We start from the raw sequence: 18,320 nt of genomic DNA on the forward strand, positions 1-18,320 counted from the left end.
CTCCTACATGATAAGTTGTATTTATGGCTAACCCCGGCTTAGCCGAAGCGACCGCTGATATAATCTTCCGTGCGTTGATCCGTCGGATTCGAGAACAGCTTCTCTGTATCCGAATATTCGATTACTTCTCCATTAAGGAAGAACACGGTTTGGTTCGATACGCGGGCTGCCTGATGCATGTTGTGAGTTACCATCACGATTGTATATTTATCCTTCAGCTCTTGTGCAAGCTCTTCGATCTTGAGTGTGGAGATTGGATCAAGTGCTGAGGTTGCTTCATCCATTAGCAAAATATTCGGATTAACGGCAAGAGCGCGTGCAATGCACAAACGCTGCTGTTGACCACCGGACAGACCGAAGGCCGAACGTTTCAAATGGTCCTTCACTTCTTCCCATAGCACAGCTGACTTCAAGCTTGTTTCTACGATTTCATCAAGCTCGCGCTTGCTCGTAATGCCATGCAGGCGCGGTCCATAAGCGACGTTGTCATAGATCGATTTCGGGAATGGATTAGGCTGTTGGAACACCATACCTACTTTTTTGCGAAGGGTTTCGACATCTACCTCATTCGAATAAATCTCAGTACCGCCAATCGCGATTCCGCCCTCGATACGAGTACCTGGAATCATGTCATTCATACGATTAAGTGTACGAAGCAGCGTCGATTTGCCGCAGCCGGACGGTCCGATGAAAGCCGTGATCGCTTTCTCGGGTATCGTTAGGGATACATCCTTCAGAGCGTGGAACGCGCCGTAAAATAAATTCAGCTTGTTAATGTTAATAAGTGCTTCCATGTCGTTTTCCTCCTAGAATGGTGTGCTCATGCCGGCATTGCCTTACACGTTTTTCTGGTATTTGTTGCGAAGCAGAATCGCAGAGAAGTTCATTAGCAGAAGCAGCGCAAGCAATACGATAATACCGCTGGCTGCAAGCTCCTTGAACTCAAGCTGAGGCTTCGATAGCCAGTTGTACACTTGAATCGGAATAACAGTAAATGAATCCTTGAGGCCGTCTGGCAGAAAGGCAACGTAAGTAAGGGCTCCGATCATAACGAGCGGTGCAGTTTCTCCAATTGCCCGCGACATCGCGAGAATAACGCCGGTCAGAACACCAGGAAGCGCAGATGGCATTACTGAGCGGGACACGGTCTGCCATTTGGTAGCACCAAGCGCGAATGAAGCATCGCGGCGTGACTTAGGAACAGCACGGATCGCTTCCTGTGCCGATACGATAATAATAGGAAGCACGAGCAGCGTCATCGTGAGCGCGCCAGCAATGAGACTGCGGTCAAGTGAGAGAAGTCTAACGAACAGGGTTAAGCCAAGAATTCCGTATACAATAGACGGAACGCCAGCAAGCGTACTAATATTCAGCTGAATCAAGCGGGTAATACGGCCCTTCTTCGCGTATTCCTCGAGATAGATGGCCGCGCCTACGCCGAAGATGAATGATATAGGCGCCATAATTAGAAGCATATAGATCGTACCGACAAGAGCCGACTTCATGCCGGATCCATCCGCTTTCCGAGAAGGAAAGTTAGTGAACAAATCAGGCTGTAATCTTGAAATACCGTCGATAAGAATATCAATAATTAGCGCGCACAAGGCAAGTACGCCGATAGAGGTTGCTATGACGAATAAGATATGAAGCATCCAGTCTGTTTTGCGGCGATTCGCAATTTGCTTCCGATTCGCATCTTGAAATATGTTCATCTTAGTACTCCTCCCTGAATTTTCTTGCAATATACTGGGCAAGAATATTGAGTAGGAACGTAATGACGAACAGCGTCATGCCGACTGCGAAGATCGATCCATACTCTATCGTTCCATGTGGCGTATCCCCAAGGCTGACCTGAACGATATATGCGGTCATGGTCTGGATGCTCTCGAGCGGATTTAAGGTCATGTTAGGTGTTGAACCAGCCGCGACAGTAACGATCATCGTCTCGCCGATTGCCCTTGAGAATGCAAGTACCGCAGAAGCGACGATGCCGGAGAAAGCAGCTGGCACGACGATTTTCAGAGCAACTTCAAATCTTGTAGCACCAAGGGCATACGCCCCGTCACGCAAAGTACGAGGAACAGCGGACATTGCATCCTCGCTCAGCGAGCAAACCATCGGAATAATCATGATGCCGACCACGATGCCTGCGCTTAGCGCATTGAACACGCCTGCGCTGTTGAAGATGCTTTGAATAAGCGGCGTTACCAAACTGAGCGCGAAATAACCATAAACAATTGTCGGTACGCCTGCGAGCACCTCTAGAATCGGTTTAATAATCTTGCGAACCCGCTTTGGTGCATATTCAGACAAATAAATAGCACTAGCAAGACCAAGCGGAATGGCGACTAAACAGGCAATAAGCGTAATCATTAGCGTGCCTGATAAAAGTGGAAGGACGCCGAAGCTTTTGGGCGGGATTAACGGTGACCATTTGGTACCAAACAAGAAATCAAAGATCGGTATTTTCTGAAAAAACTGATAGGTTTCTGAGATGAGTGTGACGACGATGCCTATCGTAGTTAGAACGGATACAGATGCACATAGGAACAATAGGATCGGCATCACTTTGTTCATGATGCTAACGCGATTATTTTTGAAATTGTAGTTTTCTTTGCTGAGTGTTTGTTTGTTATTGACCGTTTGCAGCCCTTGCCTTGGCATTGCGGCGTCCTCCTTCTTGCCTTTACAATTCGTTTACATATGTGCCGAGAAAAATGTGATGTCCCTCAAGACACCACATTTATTTCACCCAGCCTGCTTGCTCTTATTGAAGTTTTGCTGCTTCTGCTGCATATTGCTCGTCTGGAAGGGAAACATAACCAACTTCGCCTGCAAATTGTCCAATGTTGTTGATGTAGTAGTCCGCGAATGCTTTCACTTCTGGACGCTCAAGCTCTTTCTTGTTTACATAGATGAAGAGTGGACGGGACAATGGAGCGTAGCTTCCGTCTTTAATGGTATCGTATGTTGGTGCGATTGCGCCGCTTCCGCCGTCAACTGGAACAACTTTCAATTTGTCTTGGTTTTCTTCGAAGTAAGCGAAACCGAAGTAGCCAATGCCGTATTTGCTGCCTGCTACACCTTGAACAAGCGCGTTGTCATCTTCAGAGAAGCTGATTGCTTTATCATTGCGGATACCTGCTTTTTCAAGAATTGCTTCGTTAAAGTAGTCATAAGTACCGGAATCAGCACCTGGTGAGAACATTACGATTGGCTCAGCCGGGAAAGAATCACGAACGTCTTTCCAAGTTGCAACTGTGCTGCCCGTTACGAAAATCTTGTTAAGCTCTTCAACCGTCAAGTGGTCGATAAAGTCATTATCTTTGCTTACGACTACGGACAAGCCGTCAAATGCTACAGAAAGCTCTGTGTACTCGATGCCTGCATCTTTACATGCTGTTGCTTCTTCATCCTTGATTGTACGGGAAGCATCTGCAATTGCGATTTCACCAGCGCAGAACTGTTTGAAACCGCCGCCTGTACCGGATACACCTACAGGAACGCGTACATCTTTATGCTCTTTGTTGAACTCTTCAGCTGCTGCTTCCGTAAGTGGGAACACGGTGCTGGAACCATCGATTTTAATTTCGCCTGACAGTTTGACTGCGTCATCCGCAGGTGCGTTTGTTGCTGTATTATTCGAAGAACCTGTATTTTCTGAACCTGTATTAGCACTGTTTGTATTATTGCCGCATGCAGACGCAAATGCGAGCAACACCACCATTGACAACATCAAGATCCCCTTAAATCCCTTTTTCTTAAACAACTCTACCACTCCTCTTATTTTGTCTCTTAGGGTCATCCCCTGTGCCTCTTATACTACTAGCCGTTTGTAAACCTCGTATTCTGTTTTTGTAAACTCCATGTTAAAAATACGATTGCTGCAGTTTTTCCATTTCTCCGGCGACATGTACCGCTTGCTGAAGTGCTTGTTCCGACAACAAACCGATTTGTTCACTGCTTTTGCGGTTATTCGCAGCAGCTCGGAATAGGCGATTAAAGGCTTCTACCGCCTCGCTCACATGCGCTTCGCTGGCAAGTGTCTCTTCGCGTCCAGCATGTGCCTGTGCTGTCGTCTGACCAATAGCGTCCACAACTGTTCCCGTCAGCTTCGTAATCTCATTCGCGAACTGTTTGGTTTGGGTTGCCAGCTTCATAACTTCACCAGCGACCACCGCGAAGCCAAGTCCATGCTGTCCTGCGCGTGCAGCTTCTATAGAAGCATTAAGGGCGAGCAAGTTGCTTTGATCCGCAAGCTCCTTGATTTGAGAAGATACTTTGCTGATCGAGCCAGCTTCCAACTGCAAGTTGTTCATCCGTTTCTCCTGCTGCAGGGAATGGTCCGCTATTGCTCCGAAAGCTTTCGTAACCTTATCCAACTCATTCTTGCCTGTAAGCGTCAACTCCACCATTTCCACAGACAATGACTCGCCTTGCGAAGTTGATACACGTACACTGCTGACCGCTTCTTCGATTTCCTTCACACGCTTCTCGGCAGAGCGAATCGTATTCTTTTGAACATCTACTGCTTCCTGCTGAAGCATTCTAGAGAGCTTCAGCATATCGGAGACCGTTAATACACCTGCGAGCCTGTTGCTTGCTGTAACAATAACGCAATCGTAGAGCACCCTGTCATGGCGGCTTAATGCACTGTCAATCAACTGCTGCGGCTCATCCTCATGGTCAACAACAAGAGGAGAAGCATCCATCAGCTTTGTAATCGGTTTGTCGTCGTACAGATCAGCGCTGAAACGGTGACCCAGCTTTAAGAAAAAATGGTTTCGCATCATTAATCCGATCGGAGCCCCTTGCTCGTTCGTCACAATGATACATTCGCTTTCTGGATGCTTTTTGAACACCGAGATGGTTTCCCGGCAAGTTCGCTCAACGCCTATAGTCGGAGCTTGTCGCAAAAAATGCTTCAGCTCCACCTTCTGCGAAATTGCCGTCTTTGGAGCCTCGAATGGCTCAACTTCCGTTGGCAGGTCGCTCTTCTCCTCTACTTGCTCGGCTTGCCCGGCCTCCGACTGCAGACTATTTTGTCCGTTAAGTGGTGCGTTCGGATCCATATTCTCGCCTTTCTCATTTACCGAGCGGTTTTCTTTTTCCAGAACAGTAGCTGTCACTCGCCATCACCCTTCCTTCTATTTCCTTCTGAACCCACTATAGGTCGGAAGCATCAACAGTAATAAGTAGAATTGTTTTCGGAATGTTAAATTCGACAATTTTTTATTTAAATCCAGTAAACCCCACTAACGATTACGGGATATGCCTATGCCAAATTAACTATCACCTTCAGCAACGAGTATAGCTGAGGACGCATCCCATCGTTCTCTGCCTTACATTGTTCCTTCATTAGATAAAACAAAAAAAAGACTGTGCGTACCTAAGCAGAAATCTGCAAGGTACCGCACAGTCTATTAATCAATAAGCTTTATGCTTGCGCCGAAGCCCTTTTCAAAACTCGAACGCTATTTGCACCGAGCTCGATTTGGCCGCCAGCAGCAGCACCCGTCAACAAATCAGAATACTCACGTCCATCAAGCTCAACCTTCGTGTCGTTCGCACTGAAATTGGAGACGAACACGTAATCGCTTTGACCATCTGTCCGCAATTGTGCAGTTACGCCTTGCGGAAGCTCCGTATTCAGTACACGCTTAATGCCTTCTTGCTCAACGATTCGTGCAAACAAATCATTCGTAAAGGCCGCTTCATTACGAGAAGCAATATAATACGCTTTGCCTTTGCCAAGACGATTCACGGTCAAAGCTGGACGCCCTGCGTAGAAATCCTCTCCGTATACAGCAAGTGCTTCTGCTCCCTCTAGATGGATAAGATCACATAATTCGCGTGCCGTATATTCACCACTTAGTCCAAGTGAATTGCCATCACTCAGCACAACGCGATTGGAATCATGGTCATGCAGCGAGTCGATCTCCTCCGACCAAATGCCAAGCGTCTTGCGAAGCGGTCCTGGGAAGCCAGACAGGAAACACAAATCGTTCTCATCGACGATTCCACTCCAGTAGGTTGCAATGAAAGTTCCGCCTTGTTCAACGAATTTTTCGATGCGCTCTCCCACGCCTGGACGAACCATATAAAGCATCGGTGCAACGAGCACCTTATAGGAATCAAAGCTGCACTCGGAATCAATAATATCGACCGAAACACCCAAATCCCAGAACGGACGATAATGACGCTTCGCCGTTTCCTCATAATGAAGGCCGCCATTGCGAGGACCTTGTGAATCCTTCACAGCCCAACGGTTTTCCCAATCATAAATAAGAGCAACCTCCGGCTTAACCGTCGTGCCGACAACCTCCGTCAGCTTCTCAAGCGTTTCTCCGAGCTCCGCAACGTCGCGGAATACTCTTGTGTGCTCATGACCGACATGGTCAACGACCGATCCATGAAGCTTTTCACTTGAGCCTCTGCTCTTGCGCCATTGGAAATATTGAACCGTGTCCGAACCATGCGCAACCGCTTGAAGCGAGGATAGCATATGCATACCAGGGCGCTTCAATTTGCTTACAGGCTGCCAGTTCGTCATGCTTGGCGTGCTCTCCATCAGCATGAACGGCTTACCGCCGCCGAGTGAACGGAATATATCATGATTGAAGCCGATCCAAGCTGCCAGCTCGCTATCATCTTCACCATTATCATGCCAAGTTGGATAAGCATCCCATGAAATCATGTCAAGCAGCTCCGTGAACTTCCAATAATTAAGCGGCTCGAAATCAAGCATAAAGTTTGTTGTAATCGGAAGCTCGCTATTTTTTGCACGTAGCGGCTCGATCTCATTCCGGCAGAAATCAACCGTTTGGTCTGTTACGAATCTTCTCCAGTCAACGTTCTGAGCGTGAACCGCTTTCTCGCCGCGCTCCGTCGGGGACTCGATTTGGCTGAAGTCGGTATACGTATGGCTCCAGAATGTCGTCCACCACGCATCGTTAAGCGCGTCGATCGTTTTATATTTATTTTCCAACCAGCCGCGGAATGCATCCTCACAATAATTACAATGGCATTCGCCGCCGTATTCATTGGAGATATGCCAGCCAATAACGGCGGGATGATCGGAATATCGTTCAGCAAGCTTTGTGTTCATAATCGTGACCTTCTCACGGTATACAGGAGAGCTGAAGCAATGATTGTGGCGTGCGCCGTGCAAATTGCGAATACCATTCGGAGCTACGCGCAGCACCTCCGGATACTTCTGAGACATCCATATCGGACGAGCGCCGCTTGGTGTAGCGAGCAAGGCATAAATGCCGTTTGCAGCAAATGTATCAAGAAGCGTATCGAGCCAGTCAAACGTGAATACGCCTTCCTCTGACTCAATGGCCATCCATGCGAATATACCTACAGACATGACATTACAGTGTGCCAGCTTCATGAGGCGAATATCTTCTGCCAGCACTTCAGGGTATTTCTGCCACTGATCCGGATTATAGTCTGCACCATGCAGCATTTGCGGAATTTTCGAACTAATCGGCGGGAATTTCAAAGTCATTTCAGCGACCTCCAGTTTCATCTTGATTGCGATTGTTATTGGGTATACTATAATGATATTCATATTATAACTCGTTCATATCGTTAACTATATAATAGTATTTTCGCATTACTTTAAAAATATGAAACAAGGAGTTGTCATTATCGATACGATGGTTTTTCCGATACTAACAGAGACGGACACGATGCTCCCTGTCTATTTGACAAGTATCGGGCATTGGAGCAACCAAGAGTCGATTGATCGGCCGAATGGGTACCCTCATTTTCAGTGGCTGCAGGTAATTGACGGAAGCGGCGAGCTTCATGTAGGCGATCAGCGAATGACCGTTCGCGCTGGGCAGGGCTTCTGCTTATTCCCGAATGAGCAGCATCGTTATTTCTCCATTCAAGAGCCCTGGGATGTCATCTGGATGAGCTTCCGCGGAGATTTGTCGGATAAGCTGTTCAGGCAAGCTGGAATTGTACAATCCGGCGTCTATTCTACAGCTGATCATGATATGATTGTTACCCATATGAAAAACATTTACGCCATGACGCAATCCGGACGAGCCTTTCTTGGCCTTGAATGCTCGAAGCTCGTTTACATGTTTTTACTCGATTTGATGAAGGTTATACTTGTTAGCTCGAATTCCGTGGAGCAAAACTATTTGAAGCTGCAGCCGGTGCTACATTACATAGAGACGCATTATAATGAGCTCATAACGATCAAGGATCTGGCAGGCTGCATGGATGTAACACCTCAGTATTTATGCTTGCTGTTCAAGAAGTCGCTCAAGATGCGGCCGATGGAATACGTCAACCGTGAACGAATCAATCGGAGCAAGGAGCTCATGTTCCGCGAGAGCGATATCAAAATGCATGAGATCGCCCAGCGCGTCGGCTTCGACTCCCCTAGTTATTTCAGCTCCGTTTTCCGGCGGTTGGAAGGGCTGAGCCCTGAGCAGTTCAAGAAAATACACGGCATGCGCTAGCAGACGAGTGACTGCACAAGCTTAGTATGCTCTGTAAGATCGCATACTTTCTTACCGACACAAACTGAGGCCGCTGTTTGTACATATATGTGTTTACGGGCAAACTTCGGCGCTTCAACTCATAATTAGGAGGTATGCAATCCATATGACGAATAAACAGCTTGTCTTTGATGAAATAGACCAGTACGCAGAGGAATTCCGCTGCATTTCGCGCTCTATCGGCAACCGCCCCGAGCTTGGTCATGAGGAGTTTTTTGCAGCTGAGCTGCTGACTGCTGAGCTGTCAAAATACGGGTTCGAGGTTGAGCGAGGCATTCTAGCTATCGAGACATCTTTCATCGCTGTATTCGATACGGGCAAGCCAGGACCTACGGTCGGCTTCTTATGCGAATATGATGCGCTTCCGGAAATTGGTCACGCCTGCGGCCATCATCTTATTTGCTCGATGAGCGTCGCAGCTGGCGTAGGATTGAAAGCCGCTCTGCTTGACAGTGGACTTGGCGGAAAAATCCGCATCTATGGCACACCTGCCGAGGAAACACGCGGTGCAAAGGTACCAATGGCAGCAGCCAGCTTATTCGATGACTGCGATTTTGCATTGATGGCGCATCCGTATCATACCTTCGAACAGTCTGGCGAATCCCTTGCGATGGATGCGATTCAATTCGAATATAAGGGACTTGCAGCACATGCAGCCGCAAGCCCGGATGAGGGAATTAATGCCCTCGATGCGGTGCTTCAACTGTTCAACGGCATTAATGCCCTACGTCAGCAAATACGGAGCGATGCCCGCATTCACGGCATCATCGACAACGGGGGCAAAGCGCCGAATATTATTCCGGATTACGCCTCAGCGAAATTTTATGTGCGCTCTGCCACACGCGCTTACACGAATGAATTAGCAGCTAAAGTCCTTCGTTGTGCTGAGGGAGCGGCTCTACAAACAGGCTGTACGCTTGCAACCAACGCGTTCGAATACGCCTACGATGAGCTGCTTACGAATGAAGCGTTGTCCGAACAATTTAACGCGAATCTCATCGAAGCAGGCATTAGACCAGAGCAAATTGAAATCGGCAAGGATCACGGCTCACTGGATCTAGGAAATGTATCGGTTCGCTGTCCAGCCATTCATCCGTACGTCAAAGTCGTACAGGAGCGGCTGCTGCTTCATACCGTAGCATTCCGTGATGCCGCGATGACGGATTATGCACTGGATGGTATGCTCTTTGGCGCCAAAATGCTGGCAGCTACAGCTTACGATGTATTTGCTGATCCCGCCCTGCTGGCACAGATCCGTTCGGAATTCGAGCAACAGGCTAGGCGCAGCAATTAATACGCTTACCTAAGGAGGCAGGCCTCATTGAGCCAAAGCATGATCAACAGTCATGAAATTACGCAAATCTGCTTATTAGCCGGCAAAATTATTTTGCAAAACGGCGGAGAAACCTATCGGGTCGAAGATACGATGGTACGCATTGCAGCCGCCTACGGCATTGAAAATTCGCATAGCTTCGTCACGCCAACTGGCATCATATTCGCCATTGACGGCTCCTCGCAAATGACGAAGCTGATTCGAATTAATGAGCGATCAACTAATTTGCTAAAAGTGTCGCTCGTTAATGACATTTCCAGACAAATAAGTACAGGCAAGCTGCCGGCAGGCGAGGCGCACCGCATGCTTCAAGAACTCGATACGCAGGCATTTACCTATCCGTCTTGGCTGAAAATAGTCGCAGCTGCTATTGCGAGCAGCTGCTTTCTCATTATGTTCCAAGGAAGCTGGCGCGATGCATTGCCTGTTATGCTGGCCGGCGGTATTGGCTTTGCCTTTTTCCTTCAACTTCATCGCGTGGTTCCAATTAAGTTTTTCGCTGAGTTTATTACCGCGCTGCTAATCGGCACCTTATCCGTATTTTTTGTCCATAAGGGCTTCGGCACCGATCTGGACAAAATTATTATCGGCTCGGTCATGCCCTTAGTGCCCGGCTTGCCTATTACAGCTGCTGTTCGCGACCTAATGGCCGGTCATCTCGTATCGGGGCTGTCCAAAGGAGCGGAAGCGTTTCTCACCGCATTCGCAATCGGAGCAGGCATCGCGGCCGTACTTTCTTTTTACTAATTCGAATGATGGAGGTGCATCATCATGATGATGCTTGAACAACTGGCAACCAGCTTCATCGCATCGGCTGCCTTCGGTTTGATCTTCAACGCCCCGAAACGAACATTGCTTCACTGCGGCGCTGTCGGGATGATTGGCTGGTTCATCTATATAGCTTGTACGCAGATGAATCTCGATGCGATCCCATCTACCTTAATTGCTGCATTTGTCGTAACAGTCATCAGCCAGCTCTTCGCCAAGCTATACAAAACACCTATTATCGTATTCAGCGTATCAGGCATCATTCCGCTAGTTCCAGGCGGACTTGCATACGATGCTATGCGCAACGTAGTAGAGGATCATTACGACATCGCCGTACAACTGGCCGTCAAAGCTTTTATGATATCGGGGGCTATCGCGATCGGACTTCTGTTCTCGGAGGTCATTAATCAAATTATACGTAAATCAGAACGGAAGCCTGGATAGCGGCAAATGTATGTCACAGGAAGATTGCTCAACATCCCTTCGCGAACAAAGATAGTCTGGGCAAATATGCAGCTATGCTCGCAAAATCACAGCTCCACCTAACGTGCTTCAATCGCATATCTGGAACGAAGTACATCAGCCATAGCTAGGATTTGCGGTCTCGCAGGCAGCTCGAGCTGGTAATCTTCAGTTATCATTCCTGAGGCCAATTGCTGTAACATCACAACCTGCTTGAGCTCATTCACGAAAGCTTGTACCGCTCCGATTCCCGCCTCTGCTCCAAGACCTGTCAACTGTTCCAAGCTGGCTGTGCGATTATCTATAACAAGCGGGAACTCATTCGCTGCTGCTCCAGCAGCAGCCTGATCATAGAACGTACGTACCAACCTCGCCCGTTCCTGACCATCCCCCGCTGCAACGATGAACGCCTGCACAATGAAGGCATGCGTCTGCCTGCGCTGTGCAATCCCGCAAAACTTCAGCCCGTTTATGCTCAGATCAAATTCTCCCGGACAATAAGCACCTTTAATTTCTCCCTTATCAACACGGTATCCCGTTCCTCTGAGTACATGCCGTATCAAGTTGTACATCCGCTCGAAGTCGTTATGAAAGTGAAAGGAATCTACCACAGGCTTAGGCATAATCAAGGAAATATTAATAACGCCTGAATCAAGCGGAACCGCTGCCCCGCCTGAATTACGAACGGCCGTAGACCAGCCTTCAGCCACGAATCGGCGCTCGGCTTCTGCAGCAGACGGAAGCCGGCTGTCACGAAGCCCCATCACAAGTCCTTTCGGATGTCGCCAGATGTGGCAAACCGCAGGTCCACCCTGTCCTGTCTGCCTGCAAAGCAGCTCGTCAAGCGCGAAGGAGTAAAGCACATCCGGCTCATCCAGCTCGTTTATTCGGTCAAGCAGCACTATTTTTCCCAAGTCAAGTTCGTCGATTTGCGTTTGGTCCATTTGTTGTTAACCAGCCTCTCCTGCAATGAATCCGATCATTCATCTTCCTCTCCTATTCTAACGATAATGGAATGATCATGCATCATACACTTGCTTTCAGTCAAAGTATGACGAATAATGCAGCTATTTGTATTGCTAATAGTGAGCGCTTTCCATACAATAAGGGTATTGTCATGCAGCGCCAAAGGGGGAAGCAGCAACATGGAAGCAATAAATGAGAAGGTAGCCTATGAGAATCCATTGCTGTCGCTGCGTATATTTCAAACGATCCGCGATCTCGATGGATTTACCAATTGGCATTATCATAAACAGCTTGAGCTGTTGTTTATTCTAGAAGGTGATTTAGATGTCTATATCAAAGAGGAATGCTATCATCTAACAAGCGGAGACGTTATGATTATCGGTGCATCCGAGCTGCATCGCGACCGCAGCTATCATCTGGTTGATTATATTGTGCTGCAATTCGATCTTGAGCCTTTTTTTGATCAAAGCACGATTCCTTATATGCGCTATTTCTCGGAAACCCAGTTGCCTCTGAGCAAAGCAAATTACATTTTTCAGGAAAATCAAATAGTTAAAGAGCAAACCGCAGCATATATTCAGCAATTATTGAAAGAAGCTGATTGTAAAGAAACGGGCTACGAGCTGGCAGTCAGCGTGCTCATTAAACAGATACTGCTCATTCTGCTTCGCCATGACAGCCGAAAAGTGCTTATAGAGCAAGACAACTTTGACCGCATTCGCCTCAAGCCTGTGCTCGATTATATCGAGAACCACTTGACTGACCGTATTCAAGTCGAGGAGGTTTGCAAAATCGCCAATATGAGCTATTACTATTTCGTCAAATATTTCAAAAAGACGATTGGGCTTTCTTTTACGGAATACGTCAATTATCGGAAGGTGAAGTGGGCAGAGCGAATTCTGCTAACGAAGGATTTGAGCATCTCGGAGGTAGGCGAGAGGATCGGCATGCCGAATATGGCTCATTTCTACAAAATGTTCAAGAAATACAATGATTGCTCGCCTAAACAGTTCCAGCGTAAAATGCTTGTCTGGAATCGGCAGTAGCAGCCATAGCATGCATAACAACCCGTAGAAACCGATAGAAAAAGCTCGTCCTCCCTATTATTTCGGGGTAACGAGCTTTTTTGGCATTACAAGTTTATATCCTACGCCACGGATGGATTCAATTTGCACCGATTGCTGGCCAAGCTCAAGCTTCTTCCGCAGCGAGCTGACATGAACATCTACCGTACGCTGGCCGCCGATATAATCGAAACCCCATACGACATTCATGAGATCATCCCGCGTAATCACCATGCCGGGGCGCTGTACTAGATATAGCAGCACCTCGAACTCCTTAGGTCTAAGCGGAATGGTCTCACCGCCCAGAATAACCTCATACTTCTCAGGATAGATCGATAAATCCCCAGCAGTAATCACTTTCTCCGTCGATTCGATCGGCTTGCTGTCATCGAGCTGTGTCCTGCGAAGCACCGCGGATACACGAGCAAGCAGCTCCGCTACACCAAACGGCTTCGTAATATAATCGTCGGCTCCATGCTTTAAGCCTTGCACCACTTCTTCTTCCGCATTGCGTGCTGTCAGAATAATGACAGGTGTTCTTACCCCGTTCTGACGAAGGCGATTCAGAATTTCAAAGCCATTCATGCCCGGAAGCATGATATCGAGAATGACCAAATCGAAATTGCGCTGCAAAGCGGTTTGCAAGCCTTCACCGCCATGATCAATAACGGTCGTTTCATAGCCCTCTTGGGTCAAATTGTACGACAGAAGCCTAGCCAATGTCGGTTCATCTTCTATTACGAGCACTTTATGCGACATGTTACCTCCAGCTTGGCGAATGGCAGTGCCATAGGCACCGCCTTCGCATATTTAAAACTTTTACACTTAGTTTATCATGGTTTCATGAAGAATAGGTAAATCTTTTTCTATTGCAGTACAGGAAGCTCGATTGTGAATGTCGTGCCAACCCCTACAGCACTCGTTACAGAGATCGTTCCTTTGTGCAGCTCAACTAGATGCTTAACGATGGATAAGCCAAGCCCCGTGCCGCCTGAGCTGCGAGAACGTGCCTTGTCCACACGGTAGAATCTCTCGAAAATACGCGGCAAATCCTTTTTCGGAATGCCAATTCCTGTATCACTAATCTGAATGCGAATGTAATCATCACCGATGCCTTCCACATGCAATGACACCCGTCCGCCCTCGGACGTATAGTTAATGCCGTTGGAAAGTAAATTCATCATGATCTGACGCAGCCGGTCTTCATCCGCTTCTACATACAAGCCTGGCTCTATGCTCATGCTAAGCTCAATCCGTTTGCGCGCAGCCTCCGATTCCATCAGTTTAATCGACTTATCAACGAATGTGTCGACCTCCACAGGGGAGAATACGAGCGGAACACGGCGAGACTCGATCTTGGAGAGCTCCAAGATGTCGCCGATCAGACGGTTAAGACGATCACTCTCATCAAATATAATTTGCAGGAATGAGCGAGCTGTTTCTTCATCGTTCACCGCACCGCCGAGCAGCGTTTCTGCAAAACCTTTTACCGCGGTGATCGGTGTCTTCAGCTCATGGGATACGTTCGCGACGAACTCACTCCGCATCCGCTCCAGCCTGCGAATCGCCGAAACGTCCTGCAGAACGAGAAGCACGCCAGAGAATTCATTGCCTTCAGGATGAATCGGCACTAGATTAAGCTCAAGCAGCCGCTCCTCCGGGAAGTAGAACGTAATTTCCTCGCGCAGATGCTCCTTGCTCTTCAGGCCCTCCTGAATCATTTGAGAAAGCTCATATTGCTGCTTGGCTTCGGCATAGTGACGTCCAACCAGTTCTCGAGCTGAGAATCCGAGCACTTCCTCTGCGCGCCGGTTCATCAGCACAATTTTACCACTACGGTCGATCATTACGATGCCGTTAATCATATTGTCGAGAACGCTCTCCAACTGATTCTCATTCTGCTGAATTCGAGTCATCTGAACCTGCAGACTGTCAGCCATCGCATTAATAGCGTTGCCCAGCTCGCCAATTTCATCCTGCTTCGTCACGTTTACTCTCGCTTTGTAATCCATGTTCTTAATTCGCTTAGCCACTCTTGTAATCTGCTCAAGCGGACGCGTCAAGCTAAGTGCGAGGCGGTAGCTGATAAGCGCCGCAATCAGAAACAGCACAAGCAGGCCTGCAAACAGCAGCAACGCTAATTGATTGATGCTCTCGTCAACCTCTTTCAAGCTCATAGCCAGCCTGATGACATCTGGAGCTTGATTCGGAACGACCTCCACCGGAATGGCTACGTACATCATATTTTGCTTAATCGTATCGCTGGCCCTGATCGCTCTGCCCGATCCTGATTTCAATGCTTCTTTAACTTCAATTCGGTTCAAATGATTATCCATTTCATCTGGGTCACCGTCCGAGTCGCCAAGAACTGCTCCATCATTGCGGATAAAGGTAACTCTTGCGCCTGTGTAGCGCTTTAGCTCCTTCGCTTCTTTCGAGTAATACGGCTGAAGCTCCGACAGCTCGCCCGATTTCCATTCCATTTTGGCCGAAATAATTTGCATCTCACGTACCATATTGTCCTCGAGTGCATTAATATGGTTTTCTTTGAATGTTTTGACCATAAACAACCCTGCTGCTATGACCGACAAAGCAATCATTGCGATCATAATAAGCGTCAGCCTGGTTCGAAAGCTGTTCATCTTGTTCACTCCCCACGTTTTTTGAAACACAGAACACCTTCGTTATTAGCTGTTTTCCCTAATATACAACGTTTATCGTACATGGGTAGCCGCCGTTTCACCACCCTTGCCTTTGTTAAGTTTTTGTAAAACGTAATGATGCACCGTCGCGAGCGGCTGCTGGATAAGTATCGATAGCACCACGGGTACGGCAGCCAGTGGACTGAAATAGCCAAGTGCGAGCACGATGCCAAGCGAAATATTGCGCATTCCCGTAGCATAGGAAACGGTGATCTGCTGTTCATTATTGCGCAGCGCAGCAGTTCCGATATAACCGAAGGCATAGCACAGACCTACTAGCACAATAACAAGTGGCACCAGCACCGCGATATCCTGCTTCAGCTTGTCCAGATGCGGCGCGATCGCCGACGCATTGAGCGCGACAACTGCAACGAAGAATAGCTTCGAGAGCGGTGACGTGTATGGAGCAACAACCTGTTGAATACGCGCGCGGCTGAAATAGTTGAGAGCAACACCTATTATAGTAGGAAGAACGATGATGATGAGCAAATCCATCACAATCGGACCAGCCTTCACCTCTACAGCCGATTTGAAAAACAGATGGATGCCCGCAGGTACGACCAGTGGACTAAGTGCTGAATCCAGCACGACCATCGCCAGCATAAGCGGGACGCTGCCACCGGACATCCCGACCCATAGCACCGTAGAAACACCGATTGGTATAATCGTAAACAGCACAAGTCCAACGACATATGGAGAATCCGCACCGAAGGCTAATATGCCAAGCCCGTAAGCTGCTAAGGGCGAGAGTACATGTGCAATAAGGAAGGTCAGCGCCATAATGCCTGGCCTTTTCATCACGACACGCAGCTGGTCTAAGCCGCAGCCGATTGCCATCGTGAGTGTGATATACGCGAATAGATAGGGAACCGATTGAATAAAGGGCTGCAGTTGAGAAGCAAATAGGAATCCGAGCACCAATGAGCCTGGAATAAGGATAAACATCCATTTTTCAAAATAACGATTAAAGGCCAAACCGAACTCACGCATCATCTATCCCTCATTTACCTCATCTAGTCGTATTTGTACATAAGCTATATAATAGCATAGTCAAACCGTACTTGAGCGGAATCTCTTGAACTTCACGTGCTAAGGAGCCGATATATGAAGAACGGAAAATTCACCAATACGATTATTCGCATGCAATATGTGCCCAGATGGAGCGAGCATGCACCGCGCTTCGAGGACAATGCATCCGCTCACAGCTTCAGATGCGCCGCCTTATCCATTATGATTGGGATCATTGAGGAGAAGATGGGCAAGGAGCCGATCGACAAGCTCAAGCTGCTTGGCAGATGCCTCTGGGGCGATCTAAATAATACGGGCACAGGCTCAATTAAGCATGTCACCAAAAAAGAATCGCTTGTGATGAATCATATAAGAAGCTATGAGCAAGAGCTAAGCAAGGAAATCGTCTCCTATCTCTCGAAATCGCTGCAGCCGCAAGCATTCGACTATATTGTACATGCTCAGGATGATACCCATATCGGTCGCCTAGTGGATGCAATCGACACACTCGATGCTTACTTATTCTGCCACCGAGAATCGCGTTATGATTCGAATCCATTCTTTCATGCCAAGTATCAAGAGCTTGAACAGACGCTTGAAGCTACTGGACTGACCTCGATTCTATGGCTACTGGAAGAATATAAGAAGCAAACAGGCTTATATGAGTTTATCCAATACATCGTCGGACTCGATACGGTGAAGAGATGGAATGGCAGCTATAATCTCGTGCCTGACAATGACGCGACACATTCCTTCCGTGTTGCATCGCTCGCTTTGTTCAACGGCCTGCTCGAGAGAGAGCGCTTCGGCAACAAAACCATTGATTTATACAAGCTGCTTGCTAAGGCTACGCTTCATGATCTGCCAGAAGCGCTGTCTGGCGATGTCGTCTCGAATTTCAAGCATAATAATCCGGATATCAAGCTCGCATTCGAGCAATATGAGAAGGAAACCGCGCTGTTTATGATCAACAAGCTGCCCGAGCTTTTTCATGAGGATATGCTTGAGTTTATTGCCAATAGCAAATCGGATGATTATATAGGTGAAATGGTGGATATTGCGGACAAGCTGGATGCTTTGATCAAAGCTAGCCTCGAAATGCGCAATAACCCTCATTATGCTGATACCTACTACAATCAGCTCGTTAAGGTTCAGCACCGGTACGAGAACCCTTGCGTTATATTCTTTCTTGCCTATACGCTGCATGATTTAACCTATGCCAATCTAATTGGACAATAAGGTAAAAAAATAGCCTGCCTAGGTTATCATTCCCAGGCAGGCTATAAAGGATTAAGCGTTAATCGTAACGCATATCTTTCGTAATTCCTTTAATGACTTCATAGAAACGCTGCCATTCCGGATTGGCTCCCTCATCGCTGCGTTGCTCCGTCAAGGCTTTCTCTTCCTGCTGCAAGGAATGCTCAGCCTCTAACACTTTGGCGCTATCAAGCTGCAGCTTCTCTTGCTTGGCACGCAAGCTTCCATCCACCATTTA

General features: G+C 47.8%; 17 protein-coding genes. 6 read left to right on the forward strand and 11 right to left on the reverse strand.

All coding sequences use genetic code 11. The annotated features are described in order from the left end of the window. Positions 1-38 precede the first annotated feature (38 nt). The 6 genes from pstB to FGT79_RS24095 form a co-directional block, all read right to left on the reverse strand. On the reverse strand, positions 39-794 hold the full coding sequence (pstB, locus tag FGT79_RS24070; RefSeq protein ID WP_138755402.1) for a phosphate ABC transporter ATP-binding protein PstB: 756 nt from the start codon (positions 792-794) through the stop codon (positions 39-41). Positions 795-836: 42 nt separating this feature from the next. Beyond that, entirely contained in the window at positions 837-1,712 is an 876-nt protein-coding gene (gene pstA / locus FGT79_RS24075; protein ID WP_138755403.1) for a phosphate ABC transporter permease PstA, read from the reverse strand. Position 1,713: 1 nt separating this feature from the next. Next, entirely contained in the window at positions 1,714-2,577 is an 864-nt protein-coding gene (gene pstC, locus FGT79_RS24080) for a phosphate ABC transporter permease subunit PstC (RefSeq protein WP_425465045.1), read from the reverse strand. A gap of 190 nt (positions 2,578-2,767) precedes the next feature. Beyond that, the gene (locus tag FGT79_RS24085; protein WP_138755405.1) at positions 2,768-3,769 is read right to left on the reverse strand and encodes a PstS family phosphate ABC transporter substrate-binding protein; all 1,002 of its coding nucleotides are present in this window, start codon (positions 3,767-3,769) and stop codon (positions 2,768-2,770) included. Positions 3,770-3,869: 100 nt separating this feature from the next. Then, positions 3,870-5,129 carry a methyl-accepting chemotaxis protein gene (locus tag FGT79_RS24090; RefSeq protein ID WP_138755406.1) on the reverse strand — a complete coding sequence of 420 codons (1,260 nt, stop codon included), beginning with the start codon at positions 5,127-5,129 and terminating at the stop codon, positions 3,870-3,872. 308 nt (positions 5,130-5,437) lie between these two features. Next, a complete protein-coding gene (locus FGT79_RS24095; RefSeq protein WP_138755407.1) occupies positions 5,438-7,513 on the reverse strand; it encodes a beta-galactosidase in 2,076 nt (691 codons plus the stop codon). 121 nt (positions 7,514-7,634) lie between these two features. Between FGT79_RS24095 and FGT79_RS24100 the strand changes: the two genes are divergently transcribed. From FGT79_RS24100 to FGT79_RS24115, 4 genes are all read left to right on the forward strand, one after another. Beyond that, positions 7,635-8,483 carry an AraC family transcriptional regulator gene (locus FGT79_RS24100; protein ID WP_138755408.1) on the forward strand — a complete coding sequence of 283 codons (849 nt, stop codon included), beginning with the start codon at positions 7,635-7,637 and terminating at the stop codon, positions 8,481-8,483. A gap of 145 nt (positions 8,484-8,628) precedes the next feature. Continuing rightward, the gene (locus FGT79_RS24105; protein WP_138755409.1) at positions 8,629-9,816 is read left to right on the forward strand and encodes a M20 family metallopeptidase; all 1,188 of its coding nucleotides are present in this window, start codon (positions 8,629-8,631) and stop codon (positions 9,814-9,816) included. A 27-nt stretch (positions 9,817-9,843) separates the two neighbouring features. Next, complete coding sequence (locus tag FGT79_RS24110) at positions 9,844-10,602, forward strand: threonine/serine exporter family protein (protein ID WP_246096593.1); 759 nt, start codon at positions 9,844-9,846, stop codon at positions 10,600-10,602. A 24-nt stretch (positions 10,603-10,626) separates the two neighbouring features. Beyond that, a complete protein-coding gene (locus FGT79_RS24115) occupies positions 10,627-11,067 on the forward strand; it encodes a threonine/serine exporter family protein (RefSeq protein WP_138755410.1) in 441 nt (146 codons plus the stop codon). A 98-nt stretch (positions 11,068-11,165) separates the two neighbouring features. On the opposite strand, the gene FGT79_RS24120 is transcribed toward FGT79_RS24115, so the two are convergent. Beyond that, complete coding sequence (locus FGT79_RS24120; RefSeq protein ID WP_138755411.1) at positions 11,166-12,029, reverse strand: lipoate--protein ligase family protein; 864 nt, start codon at positions 12,027-12,029, stop codon at positions 11,166-11,168. Between the two features lie 201 nt (positions 12,030-12,230). Here FGT79_RS24120 and FGT79_RS24125 point away from each other — a divergent pair, with 201 nt between their 5' ends. Further along, complete coding sequence (locus FGT79_RS24125; RefSeq protein WP_138755412.1) at positions 12,231-13,097, forward strand: helix-turn-helix domain-containing protein; 867 nt, start codon at positions 12,231-12,233, stop codon at positions 13,095-13,097. A gap of 57 nt (positions 13,098-13,154) precedes the next feature. On the opposite strand, the gene FGT79_RS24130 is transcribed toward FGT79_RS24125, so the two are convergent. From FGT79_RS24130 to FGT79_RS24140, 3 genes are all read right to left on the reverse strand, one after another. After that, a complete protein-coding gene (locus FGT79_RS24130) occupies positions 13,155-13,874 on the reverse strand; it encodes a response regulator transcription factor (protein ID WP_138755413.1) in 720 nt (239 codons plus the stop codon). Between the two features lie 107 nt (positions 13,875-13,981). Then, the gene (gene pnpS / locus FGT79_RS24135) at positions 13,982-15,757 is read right to left on the reverse strand and encodes a two-component system histidine kinase PnpS (protein WP_138755414.1); all 1,776 of its coding nucleotides are present in this window, start codon (positions 15,755-15,757) and stop codon (positions 13,982-13,984) included. A 72-nt stretch (positions 15,758-15,829) separates the two neighbouring features. Continuing rightward, entirely contained in the window at positions 15,830-16,810 is a 981-nt protein-coding gene (locus FGT79_RS24140; RefSeq protein WP_246096594.1) for a bile acid:sodium symporter family protein, read from the reverse strand. Positions 16,811-16,921: 111 nt separating this feature from the next. Between FGT79_RS24140 and FGT79_RS24145 the strand changes: the two genes are divergently transcribed. Further along, complete coding sequence (locus FGT79_RS24145) at positions 16,922-18,064, forward strand: YfbR-like 5'-deoxynucleotidase (protein ID WP_138755415.1); 1,143 nt, start codon at positions 16,922-16,924, stop codon at positions 18,062-18,064. A 58-nt stretch (positions 18,065-18,122) separates the two neighbouring features. Here FGT79_RS24145 and FGT79_RS24150 read toward each other — a convergent pair whose 3' ends face one another. Then, positions 18,123-18,317: a hypothetical protein gene (locus FGT79_RS24150; protein ID WP_138755416.1), complete on the reverse strand. Its 195-nt coding sequence runs from the start codon at positions 18,315-18,317 to the stop codon at positions 18,123-18,125. Positions 18,318-18,320: the final 3 nt, after the last annotated feature.

Source organism: Paenibacillus sinopodophylli, from assembly GCF_005930355.1.
GTDB lineage: Bacteria > Bacillota > Bacilli > Paenibacillales > Paenibacillaceae > Pristimantibacillus > Pristimantibacillus sinopodophylli.